This is a genomic window from Paracoccus aminophilus JCM 7686 (genome assembly GCF_000444995.1).
In the GTDB taxonomy this organism is placed as follows: domain Bacteria; phylum Pseudomonadota; class Alphaproteobacteria; order Rhodobacterales; family Rhodobacteraceae; genus Paracoccus; species Paracoccus aminophilus.
In genome coordinates this window covers 2,888,665-2,912,500 of record NC_022041.1, presented here as the reverse complement: position 1 = coordinate 2,912,500, position 23,836 = coordinate 2,888,665, and the positions used below count along the sequence as shown (strand labels likewise).

Sequence of the window (23,836 nt, the reverse complement as noted above, 5' to 3'; positions counted from 1 at the left end):
TGTAACGGGGCTCAAGCCACGAGCCGAAGCTTTGGATGCACGTAAGTGCGTGGTAGCGGAGCGTTCTGTGATATAGAACGCTGCCTCTTTTGCTTTGCAAAAAGTAACAGAGGCAATGTTCTGACTGTGAAGCCGGGCTGTAAGGCATCCGGTGGAGTGATCAGAAGTGAGAATGTTGACATGAGTAGCGACAAACAGGGTGAGAGACCCTGTCGCCGAAAGTCCAAGGGTTCCTGCTTAAAGCTAATCTGAGCAGGGTAAGCCGGCCCCTAAGGCGAGGCCGAAAGGCGTAGTCGATGGGAACCAGGTTAATATTCCTGGGCCAGGAGATGGTGACGGATCCCAGAGGTAGTTCATCCTTATCGGATTGAATGGGCTGCTGAGGGGTTCCTGGAAATAGCCCTCCACAAGACCGTACCCTAAACCGACACAGGTGGACTGGTAGAGAATACCAAGGCGCTTGAGAGAACCACATTTAAGGAACTCGGCAAAATACCTCCGTAAGTTCGCGAGAAGGAGGCCCCGTTTGTAGGCAACTATAGGCGGGGGGCACAAATCAGGGGGTGGCGACTGTTTACTAAAAACACAGGGCTCTGCGAAGTCGTAAGACGACGTATAGGGTCTGACGCCTGCCCGGTGCCGGAAGGTTAAAAGGAGGAGTGCAAGCTCTGAATTGAAGCCCCGGTAAACGGCGGCCGTAACTATAACGGTCCTAAGGTAGCGAAATTCCTTGTCGGGTAAGTTCCGACCTGCACGAATGGCGTAACGACTTCCCCGCTGTCTCAAATGTGGACTCAGCGAAATTGAATTGTCTGTGAAGATGCAGACTTCCCGCGGTTAGACGGAAAGACCCCATGCACCTTTACTATAGCTTCGCACTGGCATCAGGATTGTGATGTGCAGGATAGGTGGTAGGCGCTGAAACCGGGACGCCAGTTCCGGTGGAGCCATCCTTGAGATACCACCCTTCGCACTCTTGATGTCTAACCGCGGTCCGTTATCCGGATCCGGGACCCTGCGTGGTGGGTAGTTTGACTGGGGCGGTCGCCTCCCAAAGAGTAACGGAGGCGCGCGAAGGTTGGCTCAGAGCGGTCGGAAATCGCTCGTTGAGTGCAATGGCAGAAGCCAGCCTGACTGCAAGACTGACAAGTCGAGCAGAGACGAAAGTCGGCCATAGTGATCCGGTGGTCCCGAGTGGAAGGGCCATCGCTCAACGGATAAAAGGTACGCTGGGGATAACAGGCTGATGATGCCCAAGAGTCCATATCGACGGCATCGTTTGGCACCTCGATGTCGGCTCATCTCATCCTGGGGCTGGAGCAGGTCCCAAGGGTACGGCTGTTCGCCGTTTAAAGAGGTACGTGAGCTGGGTTTAGAACGTCGTGAGACAGTTCGGTCCCTATCTGCCGTGGGTGTAGGATACTTGAGAGGAGTTGCCCCTAGTACGAGAGGACCGGGGTGAACGTTCCACTGGTGGACCAGTTGTCGTGCCAACGGCAGTGCTGGGTAGCTATGAACGGACAGGATAAACGCTGAAGGCATCTAAGCGTGAAGCCCCCCTCAAAACAAGGTATCCCTTGAGAGCCGTGGAAGACCACCACGTCGATAGGCCAGAGGTGTAAGCGCAGCAATGCGTTCAGCTGACTGGTACTAATGGCTCGATAGGCTTGATTTGATCCGGAAGAAGACAGACCTGTCTAAACTTCCAAAAGCATCAATACTTGGACAAACCGATCCCGAAAGGGAAACGCCGATTGCTTCTTTCCTGGTCTGGTGGCCAAAGCACGAGCGAAACACCCGATCCCATCCCGAACTCGGCAGTTAAGCGCCGTCGCGCCAATGGTACTGCGTCCTAAGACGTGGGAGAGTAGGTCACCGCCAGACCTGGTAAGAAGCAAACATATCTCTCATAAACGATGATAAAAAAAAGCGCCGCAAAACCAGCAGCGCAACCGGCGCGGGGTAGAGCAGCCCGGTAGCTCGTCAGGCTCATAACCTGAAGGTCACAGGTTCAAATCCTGTCCCCGCAACCAAATCCAAATATAGATACAGAACAACCTCGCTCCGCGGGGATGTCCGCGTTCGTGGTTGCGCAGATGAGAAAACGCTCCCCAGGAGCGACGATCTCCGCGTATCTCACCATCCGGAAGCGGATCGTCGGGGCAGCCCAACCGAAAGCGCGAGCCAATCATCGCACCAAACGGCAAAAACAAGAAAGCCTCGCATCACGCGGGGCTTTTTGCTTGCAAAAAGCCTGGGCTAGGGAAAGCAAGGCAGGAAGCCTCCTGCGCCAGATTGCGTCAGATATCCTTGGATTGCGCAGTCGCACCGGATGCGATCTCCAGCTAGGTTCCTGCCGATTGGATAGGCACAGACGGCAGGGTGAATGTGAGTGAGCGCGCTTCAGCGAGGTCTTTGACGAGTTTGGGGGCGCAGAGCCTCGGCCTCTGTGCGCCTTGGATCTGGCGGATTGGCTGCATGAAGTATCCCTTGCTGAGCTTTCTCTTTCAAAACAAACGCAGCACTCCAGCGCGCACAGCGCATCTGCATCTTGCGACGCCCGTGCGGGAACCTCAGCGGCGGATCTTCAGGCCGCCGGGCGATTGGTATATGTCCCGCAGAGCTCCCAATCGCGCCGATTGACCCCCGGAAGGGAGAGGGACGCTCCAGAGCTCCGCTCCGACGCAGGAAGAGAAAATGACCAGCTTGCCCAGATCTTTCATCGGCCGCCGCCGCGCTTTGTCCGGCTGTTTTCTTGCCGGCGGCATCGGCATCGGGACCTGGGGTGCCAATCTTCCCGCTCTGAGCCGGCGCGCGGATATTTCTGAGGCCGAGATCGGCGTCGTCCTTCTGTGCTTTGCTGCCGGGGCGATTCTGGCGATGGTCAATGCGCCGGGGCTGATCCTGCGCACGGGCGCGGGGCGGCTTGCCGCCATCGCGGCGGCGCTCTTTGGGCTGACGATTATCGCGGTCTCTCTGGTCCATGCGATGTGGGTCGCAGCATTGATCGCGGTCTGCTGCGGGCTGAGCTTTGGCACGCTCGATGTGACGATGAACAAAGAGGCCGCCGCACTCGAAGGCAGGGCGGGTAAGCCGATCATGGCCTCGTTTCACGCGATCTTCAGCGGGGGCACGCTGTTTTCGGCGGCGCTTTATGCCGCGCTTATCCAGCTTGGCGCGAATGTCTTTCTCTGCCTCACGGTCGCGGGCGTGACCATCACGACGATCGCGCTTTTGGCCATGCGCGGCCTGCCGCCCGAGCTGCCAGAGGGTCCGGTTGTCAAGGCACCGCAAGCCGTGAGCGGCCAAGCCCGGACCTCAGCGCGCGCCTCGCAGCTGCGCATGTTGATCCTCGGCGGCATGGCCTTTCTGGCGTTTTTCGCCGAGGGCACGATTCTCGACTGGATCGCGGTCTATATGGTGCGCAGCCTTGGCACCGGCGACAGCCTCGGCGCCTTTTCCTACGCAATCTTTGCGGGCGCGATGACGCTTGGCCGTCTGGTCGGAGACCGCATCAACGCGGTGCTCGGCCCGGTGACGCTCTTCCGCTTTGGCACGTTCGCGGTGGCGCTGAGCATGGCGGTGGCGCTGTCGGTCTCGTCTATCCCGGTCATTTTGGTGGCGCTGGCGATCTGCGGCTTTGGGGCTGCGAATATCATTCCGGTGATCTTTTCCGAGGCCGGGCGTCTGGGCAATGCCGACGGCGGCAAGACCATGTCGCGCGTGTTGACGATGGGCTATGCGGGCATTTTGATCGGGCCGGCACTGATCGGCTTTGTCGCCGAACATGCGACGCTGCGGCTTGGCCTGTCGATCGTGATCATCGCCATGATCGCCATCGGCTTCTGCGGACGTTTCGTGCAGGGCAACCGCTAAAACGGAGCCCTCACGCCGCCAAGGACCGCCGCCGCTGTGCGCCCGGAGACACCCCGATCACGCGTTTGAAGGCGCGAGTGAAGGCCGCTTGCGAGCCATAGCCCAGCCGAAAGGCGACATCGGCGACCGAGCTGCCCTCTTGCGCCAGCCATTGCGCCGCGATCCGCATCCGCAGATCGGTGACATAGCGCTGTGGGCTGATGCCGACGATCTCGACGAAGCGCTCGGAAAAGACAGAGCGCGAGGTGCCCATCAGCGCGGCCATGGTCGGTACGTCCCAATCATCGCCCGGGTTTTTGTGCAGCGCGACCAGCACGCGGGCGAGGCGGGGATCGCGCAAGGCGGTGATAACGCCCGAGGCGCTGTCGCAGCCGCATTCGACCCAGCCGCGCACGATCAGCGCGGCGATGACATCGGCCAGACGCGCCAGAACTCCGGCCGAACCGGGGCGGTCCTGCGCCATTTCGGCTTCCATCGCAGAGAGGATCGCATGCATTTCCGGCTGACGGTCCAGCAGCGCGCCGACCGACATCGCTTCGGGCATCAAGGCGACGAGCGGGTGCATGGTCACCAGATCCAGCTCCATCGCCCCGGTCAGGATCACCGTATCCCGGCTTCGGCAGGCCTGGCCGTCACAATCCTTGATCTCCGAGAAGGAGGGGCAAAGCGGCTCGGGGGTGAAGCTGTTGAAATCGCGGGCGGCATCGCGCGGCCCTGACAGCAGCTGATGGGGATGGCCGCGCGGGATCAGCACGGCATCGCCTGCTTTCATCAATCGAGGCGCAAGGCCGGGCAGGATCAGCAGAGCCTCGCCCTGACCGACAAAATGGAAGCGCGCGCCGTCGGGCACGCGGAAATTGACCCCGAAAGGCGAGGTCAGCCGCAGCCGCCAATAGCGCGCGCCGCGCAGCCTCATGCCAAGCAGCACGTCGCTGACGGCATCGCTGATTTGGGTGGTCTCGGTGTTTGGATCAAACATGGCGGATAAACTGGCATGGTTTGTCCGAAAATTCCAGCCAAATAGAAGAACTCAGAAAAGACGAAGTCAAGGAACCGACAATGCCAACCGACCTATCGCTCACCGCCGCCGATCTGGACGAGGCCCTCGCGCGCAGTGACGCCCCCGAGCGGCCCGCTTGGGGCGCTGTCCTGTCCATGTCGCTCGGGGTCTTTGCGCTGGTCACCGCCGAGTTCCTGCCTGCGAGCTTGCTGACCCCGCTCGCCGAGGGCTTGCAGATCTCCAAGGGCGCCGCCGGTCAGGCGGTGACGGCGACCGCGCTCGTCGCGCTGGTCACCAGCCTTTTGATCACCGTCATGGCGCGCGGTCTTGACCGGCGCTGGGTGCTGATGGGGCTGGCGGGTCTGCTCGTCGTCTCGAATATCTTGGTCGCGACCGCGCCGGGCCTGATCGTCTTGCTGATCGGCCGCGTGCTCATGGGGATCGCGCTTGGTGGCTTCTGGAGCCTGTCGGTCGCGACCGTGATGCGGTTGGTGCCCGAGGCCAATATTCCGCGCGCGCTGGCGATCCTGTTCATGGGGGTCTCTGCGGCCACGGTTTTCGCGGTCCCGGTCGGCAGCTATCTCGGTGCGATGATCGGCTGGCGCGGCGTCTTCTGGGTCGCGGCCCTGCTGGGGCTGATCGCGCTGCTCGTGCAGGCGCTGACCCTGCCGTCGCTGCCCGCGCGTGGCACCGCCCGCCTCGGCACGCTGACCGATGTGCTGGCGCGTCCGGGGATCGGCATCGGCATGTTGGCGGCTCTGTTGGCCTTTGGCGGCCATTTCACTTTCTTCACCTATATCCGGCCCTTCCTTGAGAATGTGACCATGGTCGGCGTCGATGGCGTCACGCTCATTCTCTTCGGATTTGGTCTGGCGAACTTCCTTGGGACCTATCTGGTGGCCTTCCTGATCGAGCGTTCGCTGCGGCTGGCCTTGATCGTCCTGCCGCTGACCATGGCGGTGCTGGCGCTTCTGCTGAGCAATTTCGGCGGGGTGCCCGCGCTCGATGCGACGCTGATCGCGATCTGGGGGCTGGTCTTTGCCGGGCTGCCGGTCTCGTGGTCGACCTGGGTCACCCGCGCCTTGCCCGATGAGGCCGAGGCGGGCGGCAGCCTCATCGTCGCCGCGATCAATTTCGCGATTGCGAGCGGGGCAGGGCTCGGTGGCGTCTTGCTCGAGGTGTCGGGTCCGCGCGGCGTCTTTCTGGCAAGCAGCCTGATCCTTGTCGCGGCGGTGGTCACCGTCGTCAGCCGGGTCCGGGCGGCCGGAGATTAGGGCCGCAGACACGGGCCGGGGATCAGCTCGGGCGCGGCGGCCCATCGCCAAAGATCCGCGCGAGCTTGCGCACACCTGCCTCGATCACCTTTGGCGACAGAGCGGCAAAGCCGAAAATCACGCCCTGCCGCGCCGCGCCCGAGAGGTAGTAAAGCGAGAGCGGCCGGAGCGCGATGCCCGAGGCGCGGGCGCGCTCGCAAAAGGCCACATCGTCAAGGCCGGGGCGCAGCATCGCCAGAAGATGCACCCCGGTCTCGGCAGGCTCGACCGTCAGCACATCGCCAAGATCGCGGCGCAAACTCTCAAGCAGGCAGCTCTGACGACCGGCATAGACCTGGCGCATCCGCCGGATATGGGCAGCAAAGCGGCCCGAGCGCATGAAGGCATTCAGCGTCACCTGCTCTAGCAAGGGCGGATGTTTGTCGACCACCGCCTTGGCATTGGCAAAGGCGGTTGCAAGATCGGCGGGGCCGGTGAAAAACCCCAAGCGAAAGCTCGGCAGCAGGCTTTTGCTGAATGTGCCGAGATAGATCACCCGCCCCGAGCGATCCATGCTTTGCACCGCCGGCAGCGCCGCGCCGCTATAGCGGAACTCGCAATCGTAATCATCCTCGATCACCCAGGCCCCGCAGCTTTCGGCGAAGGCCAAGAGCTCGGCGCGGCGGGCCATGCTCATGGTGATGCCCAAAGGATATTGGCGCGAAGGCGTGATGAAGATGAGCTTCGGGCGCGGCTCACGGCGCGCGCCTTCATCGACCATCAAGCCCTCGGTATCGACCGGCACCGGCACCAGCCGCGCGCCCGCCGCGATCAGCGCACTGCGCGCGCCGACATAGCCCGGATCCTCGATCCAGACCGCATCGCCGGGATCAAGCAGGATGCGCGCCAGAAGGTCGAGCGATTGCTGCGTGCCCGAGGTCATGATCACATCGCGTCCCTCGCAGCGCAGGAAGCGATGGGCGCGCAGATGCCGGGCAAGCTCGTCGCGCAAAGGCATATAGCCCGCCGGATCGGCATAGCCGAGCATCGAGGGATCGACCTCGCGCCAGCTTTGCGCCATCAGCCGCGACCAGGTCGCCAGCGGAAAGACATCGAAGGCCGGAACATCGGCGACAAAGGGCACCGGCCTGCCACTGCCGGTGGCATGGCTGAGCGAGGTGAGCATCCGCCCGCGGTCGGAAAACTCGGGGCGCGGCAGCGGCTCGGCCAAAGCAGCGGGGGGCGGCGGGGCGAGATCCTCGGGCTGGTTCGAGACAAAGGCGCCCGCCCCGATCCGGCTGTGAATCCAGCCCTCGCTTTCCAAAAGCTCGTAGGCCGCGACGATCGTATTGCGCGACAGCCCCAATTCGCGCGCGAGAATCCGGCTCGCGGGCAGGCGGGTGCCGCGCGCCAGCCGCGTCTCGCGGATCGCGGCGCGGATCTGTTGGGCAAGCTGGCGATAGACCGGCTCGCCCGAGCCATCGTCGGGGCGGATGCTCAAAAGCAAGCCGCCTGATTGGAGGGGATCAGACATCGGGGCTCCTTTCACGGGCCACTGTCGCGCGGGGCAGCGGTCCGAGGCAAGGGTGCGTGGCGCCAATCCTGAATTGGCCCCTGTCGAATTTACGAATTGGTCCTGCTGCCCAAAGCGAAACCGTGCCAATCTGCGGGCAGATCTTCAGCGGGGCCATCGCATGGACATTCTCGTCTTTCAGCATCTCGATGTCGAACATCCCGGCATCTTCCGCGATTTCTGGCGCGAGGCTGGTCATCGCACGCGGATTGTCGCGCTGAATGAAGGCGAGGCGATCCCCGATCTCGCGGATTTCGACGTGCTCGCGGTGATGGGCGGGCCGATGGATGTCTGGGAAACCGATCTTCACGACTGGCTGCGCCCCGAAATGGCCGCGATCCGCACATGGGTCCGCGATCTTGGGCGGCCCTATCTCGGCATTTGCCTTGGCAATCAGCTTCTGGCCGAGGCGCTTGGCGGCAAGACCGGCCGCATGGCCGCGCCCGAGGTCGGGATGACCCGGAGCGCGCTGAACCCGCAAGGGCAGGCGGATGCGCTTTTCGAGGGTTTCGCCCCTGAGCTTGACGTCTTTCAATGGCATGGCGCCGAGGTGCAAAGCTTGCCCGAAGACGGCGTGATCCTTGCCGGAAATGCCGCCTGTCCGGTTCAGGCCATGCGGGTCGGGCAAAATGCCTGGGGGCTGCAATTCCATGTCGAGATGACGCCCTCGACCGTCGCCGAATGGGGCGCGGTGCCCGAATATGCGGCCAGTCTTGAGCGCGCGCTTGGCGCCGAACGCGCCGCCGGGCTCGAGGGCGAGCTCGCGCGTCACCTGCCGCGCTTCAACGCCATGGCGCGGCAGATCAACGACAATTTCTTCCGCGCCATCGCGGGCTGAGATCGGATCATCCATGACGAAGACCACAGACACCGCTTTGGCGGACGGGGATTTACATCGTCCTGCCTCAGCCGCGCTGACGCCCGCCGACATCGACCGCTTCGGTCCCGATCCGCAGCGCAGCTTTGCCGCCAATCTGGCCGAAGTCGAGGCGCGGGTGGCGGCGGCTTGCGCTCGTGCAGGCCGGGCGCGGGGCGAGGTTCGCCTGCTTCCCGTGACGAAAACCTTGCCCGCGCAGGTGATGCGCCTCGCCTATGCTGCCGGGATCCGCGAATTCGGCGAGAACAAGCTGCAAGAGGCGCAGACGAAGGCCGCCGAACTGGCCGATCTTGACGCGCGATGGTGCATTATCGGGCATCTGCAAAGCAACAAGGCGAAATATCTCGCGCGGTTCGCAGCCGAGTTTCACGCGCTCGACAGCCTGAAGCTCGCGGCCGAGCTTGACCGCCGCATGGCGGCCGAGGGGCGCGATCTGCCGGTCTGGGTGCAGGTTAACACCTCGAAGGAAGAGAGCAAGTTCGGCCTGACACCCGAGGCGCTGCCGGGTTTTCTGGATGCGCTTGGCGATTATCCCCGGCTGCGCCCGCAGGGGCTGATGACGCTGGCGGTGTTCAGCCCTGATCCCGCCCGCGTCCGCCCGTGTTTTCAGCTGCTGCGCCGCCTGCGCGATGCCGCCCAGACCAGTCACCCGGCGATCACCGGCCTCTCGATGGGGATGTCGGGCGATTACGAACTCGCCATTGCCGAGGGCGCGACGGTGGTGCGCGTCGGGCAGTCGATCTTTGGCAAACGACCCGGGTCGGATGCCCATTACTGGCCCGGGCTGATCCCCGCGCCGCCTTCAGAAAGAGAGCAAGGAAGATGACAGAGACCTATCCCGTCACGCCCCGCAACCGGGTCAAGCGCGAGCCTGACCGTGGCAGCTACAGCCGGGACGAGATCTATCGCGTGCTCGATGCCGCGATGCTCTGCCATGTCGCCTATGTGCTCGACGGCCAGCCCTTTTGCACGCCGACCCTGCTTTGGCGCGAGGGCGATGTGCTTTATTGGCACGGCTCTTCGGCCAGCCGGATGATCCGCCAGCTGGCGCAGGGCGCACCGGCTTGCGTCACGGTCTCGCATCTCGACGGGCTGGTGATGGCGCGCTCGGCCTTCAATCACTCGGTGAATTACCGCTCTGCCATGTGTTTCGGGACGGCGCGGCTGGTCTCTGACCCCGACGAAAAGCTCCATGCGCTGCGCGCCATGGTCGATCGCTTCTATCCCGGCCGCTTCGAGACTCTGCGCCCGGTCACCGCGCAGGAAATCAAGGCCACAGGCTTCATCGCCATGCCGATCGACGAGGCCTCGATGAAAAGCCGCGCCCATGGTGTCGGCGAGGATGCGGCGGACGCGGGCCATGAGGTTTGGGCCGGTGTCATCAATCTGGAAACCCGGATCGTCGCCGATGCGCCCTGTCCGCGCATGGAGCCGCCCTTGCCCCGGCCTGCCGGGCTGGCGCCCTTGTCCGAGGGCGCGCGGCTTGATGAGGCGCTGCTGCATCTGCAACGGCTCTATGAGGGCGAGGTCGGCGCGCTCGTCTGATCCGCCGACGGGCCGCTTTGACAGGGGCAGTTTCCGGCTCGGGAGGCCGGGGCTGCCCCGCTTTCGTGAGGCCTAAAGTACAGCCTGCAGGGTCGAAAGCAGCGCAAGGCAGGCGACGACCGCCGCCGCGACCTTCAGCGCGAACCGCTGCACCTCGGCGCGCGCCTCGGGGGCGCCAGCCAGTTGCACCGCCATCTCGATCTTGCCCGGCGAGGCCATCAGCAAGAAAGAGGCCGCGACATTGTGGATCGCCATGAACCACAAGAGATCGACGCCAAGCGCCCGGGCGATCCCGGCTTGCGTCGCGGCCAGCATCGCATTGGCCCCGGTGTTCGAGCCGGTGATGAACCCGCCCGCTGCCGCCACAAAGGGCGAGGCGGGCAGATAGGCCTTGCCCGCGCCCGAAAGCCCCTCGGCGAGCAGCGCGGCCATGCCCGAGACCGACATCAGCACGCCCAGAAACAGGAAGGCGGCGGTGACCGGCGCGACCTTGCCAAAGGCGCGCCAGGCCAAGGCACGCGCGGCCTCGGGCGGCAGGCCCCGACAGAACCAGAGCGCGGCCACGAACAGCCAAAGCGCGGGGGAGGCTGCGTAATGCAGCGCGCCGCTTTGGCCGGTCAGCGCCAAGAGGCCGCCGGCGACCAGCACACCGCCGAGCAGCAGGCCATAGGCCCGCAACCCGCGCCGCCCCATCGGCGCAAGTGGGCTGTCGGCGCGGCGCGTGGCCAGCAGATGCAGCGCGATGACCGCGACCGCGCCGACCGCGCCCGCCGGGGCCGTGCCAAAGACAGCATTGGCCAGCGTCACCGCCAGCGTCAGCACGAGGCCCGACACCAGCCCCTGAAGCACCGCGCGCCCGCTCGGCTGGACCAGCCAGGCCGCGATCATGCCGGTGATGGTGAAGGGCACGACGCTCAGCACCGCCGAGGCGAGCCCGAGATCGCGCAAGGTGAGCCCCGACATATTGGCCGCGATCAGCGTGCCCGGCGCCATCGAGCCCCAAGGCACCGCGCAGAGCCCCAGAAGGCCGATCATCGCCGCCCGGCGCGGCGCAAGCCCCAGCCGGATCAGCAGGGGGATGCCGATGGTGACGCCAATGCCAAAGCCGGTCACCGATTCCGCGAAAGGCGTGACGCCATGGACGACCAGCAGCACCGCCTGCACGCCATGGCCGGTCCGCGCCGCGATCCAATCCGCCAAAGCCGCCTGCGCGCCGTTTAGGCGCAGGGTCTCGGACAGCAAAAGCCCGCCCCCGACGATCAGCAGCACCTCGGACATCACCGGCAGCCAGCGCGCGAGCGCAGGCCATAGCTCGGTCCCCGCATGTGGAAAAGCGGTCAGCATGATGATCAAGGCGGTCGCGATGCCGCTCAGAGCCGCGTAAAGTGAGCGGATTCCGGCGAGCAGGGCTAAAATGGGCAGCAGGATCGGAAGCAGGCTGAGGAGGATCGACATCTTGAGCTCGATTCTTTGCGGATTTGCAAATATATATGCGTATTCGCAAATTGCGAGAAAGGTTGCAAGATGGACAACGAGACGGTTGATGCGGATTTCGGCATTGCGGTGCGCTCACGACGCGCCGAGCTTGGCATCACGCTCGAGCAGCTGGCCGCGAATAGCGGGGTCTCGGTCGCGGCGCTGTCGCGGCTTGAGCGCGGGTTGCTGGGCCCTTCGCTGCGCAATGCCTTGGCCATCGCGCGCGCGCTTGGCTGCGATCTCACCAATCTGATCGAAAGCCCGGCCGCGCAGGTCACGCGGGCGGGCGACAATCTGCGCTATTTCGATGCGGCGACCGGGATCGAGCGGCTGGCTTTGGCCCGCCCCGCGCCTCATCTCGAGCTTCTGCTTTACACGGTTCCCGCCGGTCAAAGCTCGGTGCGTTTTGCCGCTCATCGCCCCGGCACGCGCGAGGTCTTTCACCTGCTCTCGGGCGAGCTGGAATTGCATCACGGCCCGGATCCTCTGGTGCTGAAGGCGGGCGATAGCGCCACGGTGCGCGCCGATCATGAACACTGGTTCACCGCGCGCGGGTCCGAGACCGCGCGCTTTATCCTGCTGGTTCTGGGCCGCGACCGCGCGGAATAGCGGAAACGCCGATGGTCGCGAGCCCGGGACCTTCGGCTCAGGCAGTCTGGCCGGTTTCGCGGGGCTGCTTTCCAAGCGGCTGACGCAGCAGCTGCGCCGCGATCACGCCGGCCAAAGCCGCGCCGCCGCCGATCAGATGCCAGCTGCGCACCGGCTCGCCCAGAAACACAATCGCGGCAAGCGCGGTCATCACCGGCAGCAGGTTGATGAAGATCGCCGCCCGTGCCGGGCCCAACAAGGCAATCCCGCGCACCCAGAAATAGGGCAGCAAGACCGAGGCGAGCCCGCCCGCATAGGCGATCAGCGGCAGGGTTGCGGCATTAAGCGCGCGCTGCTCGGGCGGCGTCGCCAAAAGCGCCGGGAACATGATGATGAGCGCGCAAAGCGCCTGCAGATAGGTCGATTGCCAGCTGCTGACCGGCAGGCTCCAGCGTTTGAGAAGCACGCCGTAAAGCGCATAGGCGAGTGCTGCCAGAAACATCAGCCCGTCGCCGAGATGGATGCCATTGCGCAGGATCGCCAGCGGTGCACCCTCGCTGACCAGCCAGATCAGCCCGAGTAGCGACAAAAGTCCGCCGCCGAGAATGCCGACGGTCGGGCGCTCGCCCAGAAGGGCCGCGCCGAAGGCGGCGGTCAAGAGCGGCGTCAGCGCGGTGAAGACCGCCATATTGGTCGCGCTGGTCGTCTCGGCCGCAAGGTAAGAGAGGCATTGAAACAAGCACATCGCCAGAAAGCCCAACACGAAGAACTGGCCAAGATGGGCGAAGATCACGGCGCGATTGCGCCAAGCCGGGCGCGCGACAAAGAGGCTCATCAGCAGGGTGGCGAGCAGCAGGCGATAGAAGGTGATCGCCTCGGGGCCGATCGTATGGGCGGCGCGGCGCGAGACGATGACATTGCCCGCCCAGATGGCCATGGCGAGCAGCGGGTAAAGGAAAGCGAGGCGAGGTGGATTGCGGGTCATGTCGAAACCATTGTGATCGGGGTTTACGCTCTCTAAATCAGGCAAAGAGCGTCCGTATCGCTTGGACGTGACACCCACTGTAGAGTTTGGGACATGCTGGAAGAGCTACGCACCCGCCATCTGGCCCATCACGACACCAGCCGCGCGATGGCCGCGATGGAGGTCTGCTATCCCGATGGCACCTCGACCGGCTGGCACAGCCATCCGCGGGGCCAGCTTTTGCATGCGATCAGCGGGGTGATGGTGGTCCATGCCGCCCAAGGCGCCTGGGTGGTGCCGCCGAACCGCGCGCTCTGGCTTGAGGCCGGGCTTGAGCACGAGGTCCATATGACCGGCGAGGTGCGCATCCATACGGTCTTTCTCGCCGATCAGCAGATCCCGGGCCTGCCCGCGCGGACCTCGGTTCTCGCGGTCTCGCCGCTTTTGCGTGAGGTGATCGTGGCTGCGGTCCGACTGCCGCCGGATGCGGAAGAAAGCGCGCGGGCGGGGCTTCTGTTGGGGCTGCTCGTCGACGAGCTGACGGTCTCGGATGTGCTGCCGCTGCATCTGCCTATGCCCAAGGACGAAAGGTTGCGCCAGATTTGTCGCAGCCTGCAAGAAGCGCCCGCCGACAGCCGCACCGCCGAGGCCTGGGGCGCGAGTTTGGGCTTTTCGGGCAAGACCGTGCATCGTCTTTTCGCGCGCGAGGTGCAGATGAGCTTTGCGCAATGGCGCGAACAGGCGCGGCTTTTGGCGGCGCTGACCCGGCTCGCGGCGGGGGCGCGGATCATCGATACGGCCTTTGACTGCGGCTATGCCAGCCAAAGCGCCTTTACCGCGATGTTTCGCCGTCACTTCGGCGTGCCGCCCTCGGCCTATCCGCTGTTTGCGACAAAGGGCGCGGCGGAAGGCGATCCTTGATCGAAGCGGTGCCGCCCCGAGGGGGCGACACCTGTGGTTCAGGCGAGATCAGCCGCCGACAACGGCGCTCCAGCCGTCGACGATCTTTTTCACCGCGCCCGAGAAACCGTCGAGCGAGGACGGGAAATGGACTTTGCCATAAGCCTCGGTCGGCAGCATTTTCGCGGCGACTTCGGCGGGCAGCTCGATGTCGCGGGTCGGGTGGGCATAGCCGGTCGCGAGCATGACCTGACCCTCGTCCGAGGTCAGGAAGTCCAGAGCGGCGCGTGCGGCATTCGGATGCGGCGCGCGGGCATTGGCATATTGCGCGAAGATCATGCCGACGGTGCCATCCGAGGGAATGATGACCTCAAGCGGCAGGCCGGTCGCGTCGCGCTTGGCCAGACCGTCGAAGTCATAGACGAGCGAGATCGGGCATTCGCCCTTCTGAACCGAAGCGACGTTGAGAACGACGCCGTCACGCAGGTTGCCGCTGTCGCGCAGCTGCTTGAACCAGTCGAGACCGGGCTGGACATTGTCCTCGCCGCCGCCATTGGCATAGGCCGCCGCCAGAACCGAGGCGGTCGCATAGCTCGACATGCGCGGATCGCGCGAGCAGACCTTGTCGTGATATTCGGGCTTGAGCAGGTCGTTCCAGGTCGCGGGCTTGTCCTTGACCAGATCGGTGTTCACAAGAAACGCAATCGCGCCCCAATAGGCCGAGGACCAGCGGCCATCGGGATCTTTGAACTCGGGTTTGATCTTGTCCCAGTTCGCGTTCTTGTAGCTCGCGGCCAGATCGTTTTCGAGCAGCGTGCCCAGGAAATCATAGCCGATATCGGCGATATCCATCACCGGCGCGTCTTTTTCTGCGAGCAGATGGCTGATCTCTTCGGCCGAGGTCATGTCGGTATCGACATGCTCGACGCCATAGATCTCGCCGATGCGCTCGAAGATCGCACCAAGGTTCACCCAGTCATCCGACATGCCATAGCTGACAAGCTGGCCGTCCGTTTTCGCCGCTGCCGTGATCTCGGCAGAGCTTTGCGCGTGGGCTGCGGTCGAGACGGTGACAAGCCCCGTCAGAGCAGCGGCGTTGAGCCAGAATTTGAAAGTCGTCGCGATCATGTTCGATCATCCAGATTGGAATTGGGGAGGAGGAGGTGGAGGTCGTGAGGAAGGGCAAGCGCCCCATGGGTCATCCCGCCCCGGCACCGCCCTTGCGGCGGCGCCCCGCGACCCAAAGGATCGCAAGCGAGATGATCCACGCGATGGCGAAGCTCAGGCAGGCAAGAGCACTTGCTTGCCGCGCATCGAACCGCGTGAATTCGACAAGATAGATCGGGAAGGTTTTCATTCGCGTCCCGATCAGCAGATTGGCCAGCGCGAATTCGGCGAAGGTCGCGGCAAAGACCAGCAGGCAGCCATTGACCAGACCCGCGCGGATATTGGGCAAGATTACCCGCAGGAAGATCTGGCCCCGCGTTGCGCCAAGGCTTTGCGCGGCCTCGGTCAGGGTCGGGATGTCCAAAGCCTCGAGCGCATTGGCAATGGCGCGATACATGAAAGGCAGGGTGATGGTCACGCAGGCCGCGATCAAAAGCGTGGACATGCCCATCACCGTATTGCCCGCGTAAAGCCGGATCAGACCCAAAGCCAGCACGACGCCCGGCAGGCCGAAGGGCAGGATGGCCAGAATCTCGACCAGCCAGCGCGCGCGTTTGAGGCGCGAATGAACCAGCCAAGCCGTCGGCGCGACCAGCGCGGCCGAGATCACCACCGTCAGCCCAGACACCCAGAGCGAGTTCCACAGCGCCCGGCGGAAGGCGGTTTTCGCGGTGACCTTTTGCCACCACTCGAGCGTCAGCCCCTCGGGCCAAAGCGAGCGGTCCCAGCGCACCGAGATCGAGAAAAGCGCGGTCGCCAGCACCGGCACGATCATGAAGGCGAGAAACAGCGAGAGCACGGTCGGGCGCCAAAGATTACGGCTCATGCGCGCCTCCGCATCATCATCTGGCAAAGACCGACCGCGACCAGCATCACCGCCAGCGAGAGCGTGGCCAAAGCATCGGCCAAGGCCGGATCAAACTGGACTTCGCCGCGCGCCAAGGCCGCGATCTGGACCGTAACCAGATTGACCGCCGAGCCGGTCAGCGTCCAAGCCGTCGCATAAGCGCCGAAGGCATTGGCAAAAAGCAGGAAGAAACAGCCCAGAAGCGAGGGGCGCAGGATCGGCAAAGCGACCCGCAGCCAGTAATCGCGGCCCGTCGCGCCAAGGCTGGTCGCGGCCTCGCTCCATTCCCGGCGCAGGCCGAGAAGCGCCGGGATCATCAGCAAGATCGCCAGCGGCAGCTGGAAATAGGTGTAAGCGATGACCAGCCCGCTCAGCGAATAGATGCGGAAAGCGGGGTAAAGATCGATCCCCACCTGTTTGAGCAGCAGCGTGATGATCCCGGTCGAGCCGAGTGTGATCACAAAAGCAAAGGCCAAAGGCGCGCCGCCGAAATTCGCGGTTACATCGGCCAAGGCGGTCAGCATGTTCTGCGTGGTCGCCGAGCGGCTGGTGGTGATCGCGCGCGCCACGATCAGACCCAGCGCGGTCCCGAGCAGCGCCGAAGCGAGGGCAAGGCCAAGGCTGTTGACGAAGGCCTGCTGCATGACCGGGGTCAGCGCGCGGCTGAAGTTGCCAAGCCCGAGACTGCCCTCGACCGTGAAGGCCGAGCGCATCAGAACCCCGATCGGTGCAAGCTCAAAGGCGAGCGCGAAGGCAAGGAAGGGCAAGAGCCCGGCCCAATTGCGCAAGGTGGTTCGCAGGCTCATGCGCGGACCTCTGTGCCGTCCTGGGCGATGGTCAGGCGGCCTTTGAACTGGGCCTCTGCCTCGGCGCGCATGTTTTGCGTATCAGCCTGCGGGTAAAGATGGGTCAGAACGAGGTGGCGCACTCCGGCGCGCGCGGCGATGCTGGCCGCTTGCGTCGCGGTCAGGTGGTCGGGCGTGCCTTGGCCGTCGGGGAAAGAGGCCTCGCACAGGAAGAGATCGGCGTCTTGCGCGATCTCGACCAAAGCGGGCAGATCGGCGGCATCGCCCGAATAGGCAAAGACGCGGCCCTCCGCCTCAAGCCGCAAGGCGAGGCTGTTCGAGGTGTGCCCGGTCAGCGCGGCATGGATATTCAGCCCCGCGACCTCGTTCGCGCCAAGTTCGAGCTCGTGGATTTCGAGCGCATAGGTTTCCGGGCGGGCATCGCGGAAGATCGCCAGAAGCGCCTCGGTGAAAGCGGCAAGCCCGCGACAGCCGATCAGCTGCAAGGGCGCGCGCCGCTCCCAGCTGGGCGTCGCATTGGTCGCCTGCAAGAGCGTCACCAGATCGAGGACATGATCGGGATGAAGATGCGAGATGAAGACCGTGTCGATCTCGCGATGGTCGAGCCCTGCCGCCGCGAGCCGCGCCACAGCGCCGGGGCCCAGGTCGAAGACCAGCTTTCTGCCCGCGATTTCAAGCAGATGACAGGCGGGGCTGCGGTTTGGTTGCGGCAGGATCGTGCCCGCGCCAAGAATGCTCAGACGCATCACGCGGCCTCCGTTTCGCGGGGCAGCAACCGGCAGGCATCGGGGGCGAAGTTCAGCCGCAGCTCGGTGCCGCGGGGCGCTGTGCCCTGATCGCTTGGCAGATCGGCGAGGAATTCCTGGCCCGCCGCCTCCAGCGTCAGCCGCCGCATCCCGCCTTGGAAGACCGAGGCGCGCACGCGGGCGAGCAGGCTGTTCCAGCCCGCAATCGAGGTGGCGGGATCGGTCAGGCGCAGGGCCTCGGGGCGCAAGAGCAGGGTCGCACCCATGCCGTCGCGCGGCGGTTGGTCGGTGGCGACGCGCAGCGACAAATCGCCCGCACTGAGCGCGCCATTGCGCCAGATCCCGTCGATCAGGCTCATCCGCCCGATGAACGAGGCGACAAAGCGGGTCGCGGGGCGCAGATAGATGTCTTCGGGTGTGCCGACCTGCTCGATCACGCCAGCGCGCATGACGACGATGCGGTCTGAAACGGCGAGCGCCTCTTCCTGATCATGGGTGACGAAGACGGTGGTGATGCCGAGCGCGCTCTGGATCTCGCGGATGCGGTCCCGCAGTTCGACCCGGACAACGGCATCAAGCGCGCTCAAGGGTTCATCAAGCAGCAGCATCGCCGGATCGGTCGCGAGCGCGCGGGCAATCGCGATGCGCTGCTGCTGGCCGCCCGAAAGCTCTGCGGGCAGGTGATCGCCCTTGTCGGGCAGGCCGACCAGATCGAGCATCCGGGCAACGGTCGCCGCGATCTCGCTGGCCGGGCGACGCGCGATCTTGAGGCCGAAGGCGATATTCCCGGCCGCCGTCAGATGCGGAAAGAGCGCGTAATTTTGAAAGACCACGCCCATGCGGCGGCGGTGCGCGGGCAAGCGGAGAATGTCCTGATCGCCCATCCGGGCCTCGCCCGCGCTCGCCGTCTCAAAGCCCGCGAGAATGCGCAAGGTCGTGGTTTTGCCGCAGCCCGAGGGCCCGAGCAGCGAGACAAACTCGCCCTTGGCGATCGTCAGGCTGAAATCGCGCAAAGCCGGGCTTCCCGCGTAATCCTTGGCCAGACCGGTCAGTGCAATATGGCTCATGACCTGTCCTCCTTCCGTTCCAAACTTCTGTTGATGACGCGGCGCACATCGGCCTCGGCCCCTTCCAGAAGGGCGAGGGCGGCCGCGCGCGCCGCTGTTTCGTCCCGCGCCGTGATTGCGGCCAAAAGCGCGCGGTGGAGCGGGATGGCATGGCGCTGATCCCCGGCCATATCGTCCGAGAGCCGGAAGCTGATCAAAAGCGCGACCTCGATCATGCCCGAGAGGCTGCCGATCAGATCGTTGCCGGTGCAGCGCAGGATCGCGAGGTGGAACTGCAAATCCGGCCCGGCAAAGGCGGCATTGTCCTCGGCGGTGGCCTCCATTTGGGCGAGCAGGCGCGCGATCTCGGCGATCTGCGCGGGATCGGCACGACGCGCGCAGAGCGCGGCGGCCTCGGGCTCGATGGCGCGGCGCAGCTCGAACAGCGCCACGACATCATCGAGTTTCGGCGCGGCAAAGCGCCAGATCAGCAGATCGGGGTCGAGATGGTTCCATTCGGCGCGCGGCCGCACGCGGGTGCCGGTCTTTTGGCGCGCCTCGATCATGCCCTTGCCCGAGAGCACTTTGAGCCCCTCGCGCAAGACGCTGCGGGTGACCTCGAAGCGGCGGCAGAGCTCTTCTGCCGGGGGCAGGACATCGCCCGCCGCAAAGCCGCCCGAGACGATCATCTGCCCCAGACGGCGCACCAGCATCGCATGGAGACTGCCGCCGCGCGTGCCCTCGCTCAAAGCGGTATAGCCAAGCGGATCAAGGGGATGGTGGTTCATGCGCGCACCTGCGCGGGCAGGGCCGCATAGGCCGCCTGAAGCGCGGGGAAGGCCGCTGCACTGCCCGCGATCACCGGGCCACGCCGTGTCAGATCAGATCCGGCGGCAAAAAAATCCCCCTCGCGCCCGCCCGCTTCGGTCACGAGCAAAAGCCCCGCCGCCACATCCCAACTGGCGAGCGAGGCCTCGGCGAAACCGTCGATCCGGCCCGCCGCGACATCGGCCAGCGCGAGTGCTGCCGAACCTGCATTGCGCAGATCCCACCCCGCTTGAAGCCCTGCACGCGAGAGCGCCAGATAGCTTTCGTCGATGCCAGCCGCGTCTTGGGGATTGCCGTGACCAAGCTCGATCAGCCGGGCCGGGGTTTGCGCGACGCGCAGCGCGGTGTCGCCCAAATAGGCGCCATGGCCAAGCCGCGCATGGAAAAGCTCGCCCGAGACCGGATTGAGGATCGCGCCACAGACCGGGCGGCCCTCTTCGCAATAAGCGACCGAGATCGCGAAACGCGCCAGACCGCGCGAGAGATTGGTCGTGCCGTCGATCGGGTCGATCACCCAGACCCGTTCGGGCGCGCTCCCGCCCGATTCCTCGGTCAGAATGGCATCCTCGGGGAAGCGGGCGCGGATCTCGGCGATCAGGCGGCGGTCCACCGCCAGATCCGCCTCGGTCACCAGATCGCCCGGCGCCTTTTCACGCAGCCCCAAAGCCGCGCTGCGAAACGAGGTCAAGGCAATGGCGCCGCCGATCTTGGCCAGCTCGCAAGCCGCTGTGGCTTTGGTGTCTATGTCCCGTCCGCGCATCTTCCGCTTTCCACCAGCAGCAGATTCGCGCCGGTTCTTTGCAATCGTCGCGGCCGAGATAAATTATGAATAATGCGAATATATGACGGCGCTGCATTTTTTCGCCTGTCTTTAAGCGGGGCTTTTTTGGCCGCGCCATCTGCGGCACAAGGCGACATCAGCCGGAACGGAGAAAGCCCAGATGGCCCAAAACTTCGCCACCTATCCCAGCCTTCACGACCGAAGCGTCTTTGTCACCGGAGGCGGCAGCGGCATTGGCGCGAGCCTCGTGCGCCATTTCTGCGCCCAAGGTGCGCGGGTGGCCTTTGTCGATATTGCCGATGGGCCGTCGCAGGAACTCGTCGCCGAAATCGCGGGGCAGGGCATGGCCGCGCCGCTTTACCTCAACTGCGATCTGCGCGAGATCGAGGCCTTACAGGCGCGCATCCAAGAGGCCGCTGCGGCGCATGGGCCGGTGACGGTCCTGTGCAACAATGCCGGAAACGACGACCGCCATGCGAGCGAGACGGTCACGCCCGGCTATTGGCGCGACCGCATGGCGGTCAATCTCGATCATCAATTCTTCGCCGCCCAAACCGTGCGTCCGATGATGCGCGCGGCAGGGGGCGGCTCGATCATCAATTTCAGCTCGATCACCTGGATGGTCGGCGATGCCGATTGCCCGGCCTATGTCACGGCGAAAGCGGCGATCTGGGGGCTCACCCGAGCCTTGGCGCGCGAATTCGGCCCCGAGGGTATTCGCGTCAACGCGCTTTTGCCCGGCTGGGTGATGACCGCGCGCCAGCAAGAGCTCTGGCTCGACGAGGCTGGCGAGCGCCAGATCCGCGAACGTCAATGCCTGCGCGACAAGGTCCAGCCCGAGGATATCGCGCGGATGGCGCTGTTTCTGGGCGCCGATGACAGCCGGTTGTGCACGAGCCAGCAATTCGTCGTCGATGGCGGCTGGATCTAAGCCGATCTTAAGACGCGGGGGGCCAAAGCGGGGCGGGTCTAGTTCAGCCCGGCCCGGCGCAGGCCCTCGATATAGACATCGAGATCCTCGATATTTTGCAGCGGCGGCACGGTGCGCCAATGCTCGACGGTGAAATTCGGGTGAACGCGCATGACCTCTTGCGCGTGATGCCCGGCCTCGTCGAGATTGCCGAGCAGGGCATGGCTCGCGGCCAGCAGGCGATGGGCCTCGGACTGGTCCTGCATCCGGTGCAGCGCGCCGATTGCCTCGGCATATTGGCCGCTGTGGAAATAGGCGTCGCCCAGAAACCACAGATAGGAATCGGGGAAATAGGGGTTGAGCTTCATCGCGCGCTCGATCAGCGAGACGGCGCGGTTGCCCTGCCCGACATAGGCCAGACAATCGCCCATATAGGCCAGCAGATCGGCGTCATTCGGGTTCAGTTCAAGCGCATGTTCATAGGCGGCGAGCGCCTCATCGTGGCGTTTGAGATAGAGATGGGCGAGGCCCATTTCCGAAAAGCCCCGCGAATCCATCCGGTCGCATTGCACCGCGCGTTTCGCGAGATCGAGCGCCTCGTTCAGCGAGGCCTTCGGATCGGCTGACCAGTTATAGCGCCATTCGACGTTGAAGGTCCGCGACATGGCGGCATAGCTGCGGCCATAATTCGGGTCGATCTCGCGCGCTTGCTCGAAGAGTCGGCGGGCGTGGAGATTGGATTCGGGGCGGAAGCGGAAGCCCATGTCCTGCCCGCGCAGCACCAGCCCATATGCGTAAAGCGAGGGATGGGTCAGCACCGCCAGACGCTGCTGCTCTGCGGCATCAATCTGAAGCGCCACCCGGGTCGAGGTCATCGCCGCGACATCGTCCTGAAACTCGAAAATCTCGCCCAGCTGGCCGTCATAGCGCTCGGACCAGATCGTGGTCTGGCTTGCGGCCTCGACCAGCTCGACCGAGATGCGCAGCCGCTGACCGCTGCGCCGGAAGCTCCCGGTCAGCAGATAGCGCACCCCGAGCTCGCGCCCGATCGCATGAAGCGAGCCACCCTGGGCGCTGGCATAGACCGCCGAGCGCTGGGCGATCACCATCAGCGAACGGAAGCGGCTGAGGTTGGTGATGAGATCGGCGACCAGACCGCGGGCGAGATGCAGGTCGCTCGGATCGCTCGACAGGCTGTCGAAGGGCAAGATCGCCAGCGAGGCATCGGGCAAAAGCGGGTTTGCCGCCAGCGGCGCAAGCGGGGCGCTTGGCCGCGCGATGGCTTGCGGCATCAGCACCTCGGGCGCGGCGCGGCGGACGGCATAGGCCTCGACCGGGGTCGAGATGTTTTTCAGCTGCTTGGCCCCCAGCGGCTCGAAGGCGAGATCGGCATTGTTGCGCAGCACCTGATAGACCGCATCGGTGACGCAGATTCCGCCGGGCTCGGCAAAGCCCTGAATGCGCGCCGCCAGATTGACGCTATGGCCGTAGACCCCGTCCTGCCCGGCGAAGGTATCGCCCATCGAGATGCCGATCCGATAGGCGATCGGGTCGTGATCGTCGCGCCAGACCCGATCCTGAGAAATCTCGCGCTGCATCTCGAGCCCGAAATGCATGGCCTGCTGCACGCTTTGAAAGACCGCGACCAGCCCATCGCCCGCCGTATTGACGACCGCGCCGCCATAATCGGCAACCAGATCGCGGATCATCGCCAGCGAGCGCGTCAGCCAGGCGATGGTCGCGGTCTCGTTGCGCTCGATCAGCCCGGTATAGCCATGAATATCGGCATAGAGCACGGTCAGCAGCTGCGGCCCGGTCAAGTTAGGTGTCGCGGACATTGCGTCTCGTGGCTCCTTCTGGCTGGCCCTCGGCGCGGTGAATGCCCTTTCATCTTACGGTCGAAAGAGCGGCGGAAATCGGCGGGGCATGTCAACCTCACCTTGATGTGATCTGTCAAGCCCGGAGCCGGGCCAACGTATCAAGAGATGATGCGAGATTTCCCGTGGAAATGACAGAGATGCGAGTTATTTATCTCAATAAGTCTAGCCGCCACGGCGGAACGAAGTCCGTGACATGCGGGCGGGCCCGGATATAGTTCCTCCCATGAATCAGCGACCGAAATTCCATCTTCGTCCGATCCGTCAGGATGAGTTTCCCTTTGCGGAGGCGTTGCATCTGAATGCGATGCGGCCTCTGCTCGAGGATCTTGGCGCATGGAACGAACCTTTGCGGCGCGCGGCGATCCGGCGCTCGTTCAAGACCAGCGATTCTCGGGTCATCGTCTATGACGGACGCGACATCGGCTGGTTGCAGATCGCCGAGCGCGATTTTGATTATAACATCGCCCAGATCCAAATTCTCGACGAATATTGTGGCTTGGGCATCGGTTCGGTCATCATGGCGGATCTGCTGGCCAAGGCGGGGCAGGAGGGCCGGACGGTCTCGCTGTCGGCGGTGCGCAACAACCGCGCCATCGGGCTTTACCGGCGCTTGGGCTTTGCCGTCATCGACCCCAGCGTCTCGCCGATTATCGATATGGTCTGGAATCCGGGCTCGACCGCCACAGCGACCGCCGCAACGCAAGGCTGATCGACACAGGGCAGGATACCCGCGCAGGGCGCTTTCCAGAGACGGTGCGCTTGGTTAATCTCGG

The 23,836-nt window shown here is 64.5% G+C and carries 21 protein-coding genes, 1 tRNA gene and 2 rRNA genes (1 of these 24 cut by a window edge); 12 read left to right on the top strand and 12 right to left on the bottom strand.

Annotation, left to right across the window (positions count from 1 at the left end; translation table 11 throughout):
* From JCM7686_RS14215 to JCM7686_RS14200, 4 genes are all read left to right on the top strand, one after another.
* A 23S ribosomal RNA gene (locus JCM7686_RS14215) occupies positions 1-1,675 on the top strand; it begins 1,154 nt to the left of the window's first position.
* 94 nt (positions 1,676-1,769) lie between these two features.
* A 5S ribosomal RNA gene (gene rrf / locus JCM7686_RS14210) occupies positions 1,770-1,884 on the top strand.
* A gap of 72 nt (positions 1,885-1,956) precedes the next feature.
* Positions 1,957-2,033 (top strand) — tRNA-Met (locus JCM7686_RS14205).
* A 664-nt stretch (positions 2,034-2,697) separates the two neighbouring features.
* Positions 2,698-3,876, top strand: a complete 1,179-nt coding sequence (locus tag JCM7686_RS14200; protein WP_020951510.1) for an MFS transporter — start codon at positions 2,698-2,700, stop codon at positions 3,874-3,876.
* Positions 3,877-3,886: 10 nt separating this feature from the next.
* Here the strand turns inward: JCM7686_RS14200 and JCM7686_RS14195 are convergent, their stop codons facing one another.
* Positions 3,887-4,855: an AraC family transcriptional regulator gene (locus JCM7686_RS14195; RefSeq protein WP_020951509.1), complete on the bottom strand. Its 969-nt coding sequence runs from the start codon at positions 4,853-4,855 to the stop codon at positions 3,887-3,889.
* Positions 4,856-4,935: 80 nt separating this feature from the next.
* On the opposite strand from JCM7686_RS14195, the gene JCM7686_RS14190 reads away from it, so the two are divergent.
* Positions 4,936-6,150 (top strand): MFS transporter, encoded by a 1,215-nt coding sequence (locus tag JCM7686_RS14190; protein ID WP_020951508.1) that lies wholly within the window; start codon positions 4,936-4,938, stop codon positions 6,148-6,150.
* A gap of 22 nt (positions 6,151-6,172) precedes the next feature.
* On the opposite strand, the gene pdxR is transcribed toward JCM7686_RS14190, so the two are convergent.
* Positions 6,173-7,663 carry a MocR-like pyridoxine biosynthesis transcription factor PdxR gene (gene pdxR, locus JCM7686_RS14185; RefSeq protein WP_020951507.1) on the bottom strand — a complete coding sequence of 497 codons (1,491 nt, stop codon included), beginning with the start codon at positions 7,661-7,663 and terminating at the stop codon, positions 6,173-6,175.
* 160 nt (positions 7,664-7,823) lie between these two features.
* Between pdxR and JCM7686_RS14180 the strand changes: the two genes are divergently transcribed.
* Genes JCM7686_RS14180 through JCM7686_RS14170 form a run of 3 tightly spaced genes read left to right on the top strand, consistent with a single transcriptional unit; the run spans position 7,824 to position 10,124 of the window.
* On the top strand, positions 7,824-8,540 hold the full coding sequence (locus JCM7686_RS14180) for a type 1 glutamine amidotransferase (protein ID WP_020951506.1): 717 nt from the start codon (positions 7,824-7,826) through the stop codon (positions 8,538-8,540).
* Between the two features lie 13 nt (positions 8,541-8,553).
* Entirely contained in the window at positions 8,554-9,405 is an 852-nt protein-coding gene (locus JCM7686_RS14175; RefSeq protein ID WP_020951505.1) for a YggS family pyridoxal phosphate-dependent enzyme, read from the top strand.
* A complete protein-coding gene (locus JCM7686_RS14170; RefSeq protein WP_020951504.1) occupies positions 9,402-10,124 on the top strand; it encodes a pyridoxamine 5'-phosphate oxidase family protein in 723 nt (240 codons plus the stop codon). The genes JCM7686_RS14175 and JCM7686_RS14170 overlap by 4 nt, the downstream gene beginning before the upstream one ends.
* 72 nt (positions 10,125-10,196) lie before the next feature.
* Here JCM7686_RS14170 and JCM7686_RS14165 read toward each other — a convergent pair whose 3' ends face one another.
* Positions 10,197-11,579 (bottom strand): L-lactate permease, encoded by a 1,383-nt coding sequence (locus tag JCM7686_RS14165; RefSeq protein ID WP_020951503.1) that lies wholly within the window; start codon positions 11,577-11,579, stop codon positions 10,197-10,199.
* A 69-nt stretch (positions 11,580-11,648) separates the two neighbouring features.
* On the opposite strand from JCM7686_RS14165, the gene JCM7686_RS14160 reads away from it, so the two are divergent.
* Positions 11,649-12,209, top strand: coding sequence for a helix-turn-helix domain-containing protein (locus JCM7686_RS14160; RefSeq protein WP_020951502.1), 561 nt, complete (start codon positions 11,649-11,651; stop codon positions 12,207-12,209).
* Positions 12,210-12,246: 37 nt separating this feature from the next.
* On the opposite strand, the gene JCM7686_RS14155 is transcribed toward JCM7686_RS14160, so the two are convergent.
* Positions 12,247-13,173 carry a DMT family transporter gene (locus JCM7686_RS14155; RefSeq protein WP_020951501.1) on the bottom strand — a complete coding sequence of 309 codons (927 nt, stop codon included), beginning with the start codon at positions 13,171-13,173 and terminating at the stop codon, positions 12,247-12,249.
* Positions 13,174-13,266: 93 nt separating this feature from the next.
* Between JCM7686_RS14155 and JCM7686_RS14150 the strand changes: the two genes are divergently transcribed.
* Positions 13,267-14,073 (top strand): AraC family transcriptional regulator, encoded by an 807-nt coding sequence (locus JCM7686_RS14150; protein ID WP_020951500.1) that lies wholly within the window; start codon positions 13,267-13,269, stop codon positions 14,071-14,073.
* Positions 14,074-14,121: 48 nt separating this feature from the next.
* Here the strand turns inward: JCM7686_RS14150 and JCM7686_RS14145 are convergent, their stop codons facing one another.
* The 7 genes from JCM7686_RS14145 to JCM7686_RS14115 form a co-directional block, all read right to left on the bottom strand.
* The gene (locus JCM7686_RS14145; protein WP_020951499.1) at positions 14,122-15,180 is read right to left on the bottom strand and encodes an ABC transporter substrate-binding protein; all 1,059 of its coding nucleotides are present in this window, start codon (positions 15,178-15,180) and stop codon (positions 14,122-14,124) included.
* Positions 15,181-15,250: 70 nt separating this feature from the next.
* Positions 15,251-16,045 (bottom strand): ABC transporter permease, encoded by a 795-nt coding sequence (locus JCM7686_RS14140; protein ID WP_020951498.1) that lies wholly within the window; start codon positions 16,043-16,045, stop codon positions 15,251-15,253.
* Positions 16,042-16,872: an ABC transporter permease gene (locus tag JCM7686_RS14135; RefSeq protein WP_020951497.1), complete on the bottom strand. Its 831-nt coding sequence runs from the start codon at positions 16,870-16,872 to the stop codon at positions 16,042-16,044. Before JCM7686_RS14135 ends, JCM7686_RS14140 begins: the two co-directional genes overlap by 4 nt.
* The gene (locus JCM7686_RS23555) at positions 16,869-17,618 is read right to left on the bottom strand and encodes an MBL fold metallo-hydrolase (protein ID WP_020951496.1); all 750 of its coding nucleotides are present in this window, start codon (positions 17,616-17,618) and stop codon (positions 16,869-16,871) included. The genes JCM7686_RS14135 and JCM7686_RS23555 overlap by 4 nt, the downstream gene beginning before the upstream one ends.
* Complete coding sequence (locus JCM7686_RS14125; RefSeq protein ID WP_020951495.1) at positions 17,618-18,685, bottom strand: ABC transporter ATP-binding protein; 1,068 nt, start codon at positions 18,683-18,685, stop codon at positions 17,618-17,620. Before JCM7686_RS14125 ends, JCM7686_RS23555 begins: the two co-directional genes overlap by 1 nt.
* On the bottom strand, positions 18,682-19,452 hold the full coding sequence (locus JCM7686_RS14120; RefSeq protein ID WP_020951494.1) for a FadR/GntR family transcriptional regulator: 771 nt from the start codon (positions 19,450-19,452) through the stop codon (positions 18,682-18,684). The genes JCM7686_RS14125 and JCM7686_RS14120 overlap by 4 nt, the downstream gene beginning before the upstream one ends.
* Positions 19,449-20,252, bottom strand: coding sequence for an inositol monophosphatase family protein (locus JCM7686_RS14115; protein WP_020951493.1), 804 nt, complete (start codon positions 20,250-20,252; stop codon positions 19,449-19,451). The genes JCM7686_RS14120 and JCM7686_RS14115 overlap by 4 nt, the downstream gene beginning before the upstream one ends.
* A 181-nt stretch (positions 20,253-20,433) precedes the next feature.
* Here JCM7686_RS14115 and JCM7686_RS14110 point away from each other — a divergent pair, with 181 nt between their 5' ends.
* Positions 20,434-21,204 (top strand): SDR family NAD(P)-dependent oxidoreductase, encoded by a 771-nt coding sequence (locus tag JCM7686_RS14110; RefSeq protein ID WP_020951492.1) that lies wholly within the window; start codon positions 20,434-20,436, stop codon positions 21,202-21,204.
* 38 nt (positions 21,205-21,242) lie between these two features.
* On the opposite strand, the gene JCM7686_RS14105 is transcribed toward JCM7686_RS14110, so the two are convergent.
* On the bottom strand, positions 21,243-23,021 hold the full coding sequence (locus tag JCM7686_RS14105; RefSeq protein WP_020951491.1) for a tetratricopeptide repeat protein: 1,779 nt from the start codon (positions 23,019-23,021) through the stop codon (positions 21,243-21,245).
* A 265-nt stretch (positions 23,022-23,286) separates the two neighbouring features.
* Between JCM7686_RS14105 and JCM7686_RS23550 the strand changes: the two genes are divergently transcribed.
* Positions 23,287-23,772: a GNAT family N-acetyltransferase gene (locus tag JCM7686_RS23550; RefSeq protein WP_051201577.1), complete on the top strand. Its 486-nt coding sequence runs from the start codon at positions 23,287-23,289 to the stop codon at positions 23,770-23,772.
* Positions 23,773-23,836 lie beyond the last annotated feature (64 nt).

Excerpts from the sequence above, each read along its gene's own strand:
- JCM7686_RS14110 (WP_020951492.1), top strand. The coding sequence starts at position 20,434 with ATGGCCCAAAACTTCGCCACCTATCCCAGCCTTCACGACCGAAGCGTC.
- JCM7686_RS14140 (WP_020951498.1), bottom strand. The coding sequence starts at position 16,045 with ATGAGCCGTAATCTTTGGCGCCCGACCGTGCTCTCGCTGTTTCTCGCC.
- JCM7686_RS14155 (WP_020951501.1), bottom strand. The coding sequence starts at position 13,173 with ATGACCCGCAATCCACCTCGCCTCGCTTTCCTTTACCCGCTGCTCGCC.
- JCM7686_RS14125 (WP_020951495.1), bottom strand. The coding sequence starts at position 18,685 with ATGAGCCATATTGCACTGACCGGTCTGGCCAAGGATTACGCGGGAAGC.
- JCM7686_RS14135 (WP_020951497.1), bottom strand. The coding sequence starts at position 16,872 with ATGAGCCTGCGAACCACCTTGCGCAATTGGGCCGGGCTCTTGCCCTTC.
- JCM7686_RS14175 (WP_020951505.1), top strand. The coding sequence starts at position 8,554 with ATGACGAAGACCACAGACACCGCTTTGGCGGACGGGGATTTACATCGT.
- JCM7686_RS14200 (WP_020951510.1), top strand. The coding sequence starts at position 2,698 with ATGACCAGCTTGCCCAGATCTTTCATCGGCCGCCGCCGCGCTTTGTCC.
- JCM7686_RS23550 (WP_051201577.1), top strand. The coding sequence starts at position 23,287 with ATGAATCAGCGACCGAAATTCCATCTTCGTCCGATCCGTCAGGATGAG.
- pdxR (WP_020951507.1), bottom strand. The coding sequence starts at position 7,663 with ATGTCTGATCCCCTCCAATCAGGCGGCTTGCTTTTGAGCATCCGCCCC.
- JCM7686_RS14115 (WP_020951493.1), bottom strand. The coding sequence starts at position 20,252 with ATGCGCGGACGGGACATAGACACCAAAGCCACAGCGGCTTGCGAGCTG.
- JCM7686_RS14150 (WP_020951500.1), top strand. The coding sequence starts at position 13,267 with ATGCTGGAAGAGCTACGCACCCGCCATCTGGCCCATCACGACACCAGC.
- JCM7686_RS14120 (WP_020951494.1), bottom strand. The coding sequence starts at position 19,452 with ATGAACCACCATCCCCTTGATCCGCTTGGCTATACCGCTTTGAGCGAG.
- JCM7686_RS14195 (WP_020951509.1), bottom strand. The coding sequence starts at position 4,855 with ATGTTTGATCCAAACACCGAGACCACCCAAATCAGCGATGCCGTCAGC.
- JCM7686_RS14160 (WP_020951502.1), top strand. The coding sequence starts at position 11,649 with ATGGACAACGAGACGGTTGATGCGGATTTCGGCATTGCGGTGCGCTCA.
- JCM7686_RS14165 (WP_020951503.1), bottom strand. The coding sequence starts at position 11,579 with ATGTCGATCCTCCTCAGCCTGCTTCCGATCCTGCTGCCCATTTTAGCC.
- JCM7686_RS23555 (WP_020951496.1), bottom strand. The coding sequence starts at position 17,618 with ATGCGTCTGAGCATTCTTGGCGCGGGCACGATCCTGCCGCAACCAAAC.
- JCM7686_RS14180 (WP_020951506.1), top strand. The coding sequence starts at position 7,824 with ATGGACATTCTCGTCTTTCAGCATCTCGATGTCGAACATCCCGGCATC.
- JCM7686_RS14145 (WP_020951499.1), bottom strand. The coding sequence starts at position 15,180 with ATGATCGCGACGACTTTCAAATTCTGGCTCAACGCCGCTGCTCTGACG.
- JCM7686_RS14170 (WP_020951504.1), top strand. The coding sequence starts at position 9,402 with ATGACAGAGACCTATCCCGTCACGCCCCGCAACCGGGTCAAGCGCGAG.
- JCM7686_RS14190 (WP_020951508.1), top strand. The coding sequence starts at position 4,936 with ATGCCAACCGACCTATCGCTCACCGCCGCCGATCTGGACGAGGCCCTC.
- JCM7686_RS14105 (WP_020951491.1), bottom strand. The coding sequence starts at position 23,021 with ATGTCCGCGACACCTAACTTGACCGGGCCGCAGCTGCTGACCGTGCTC.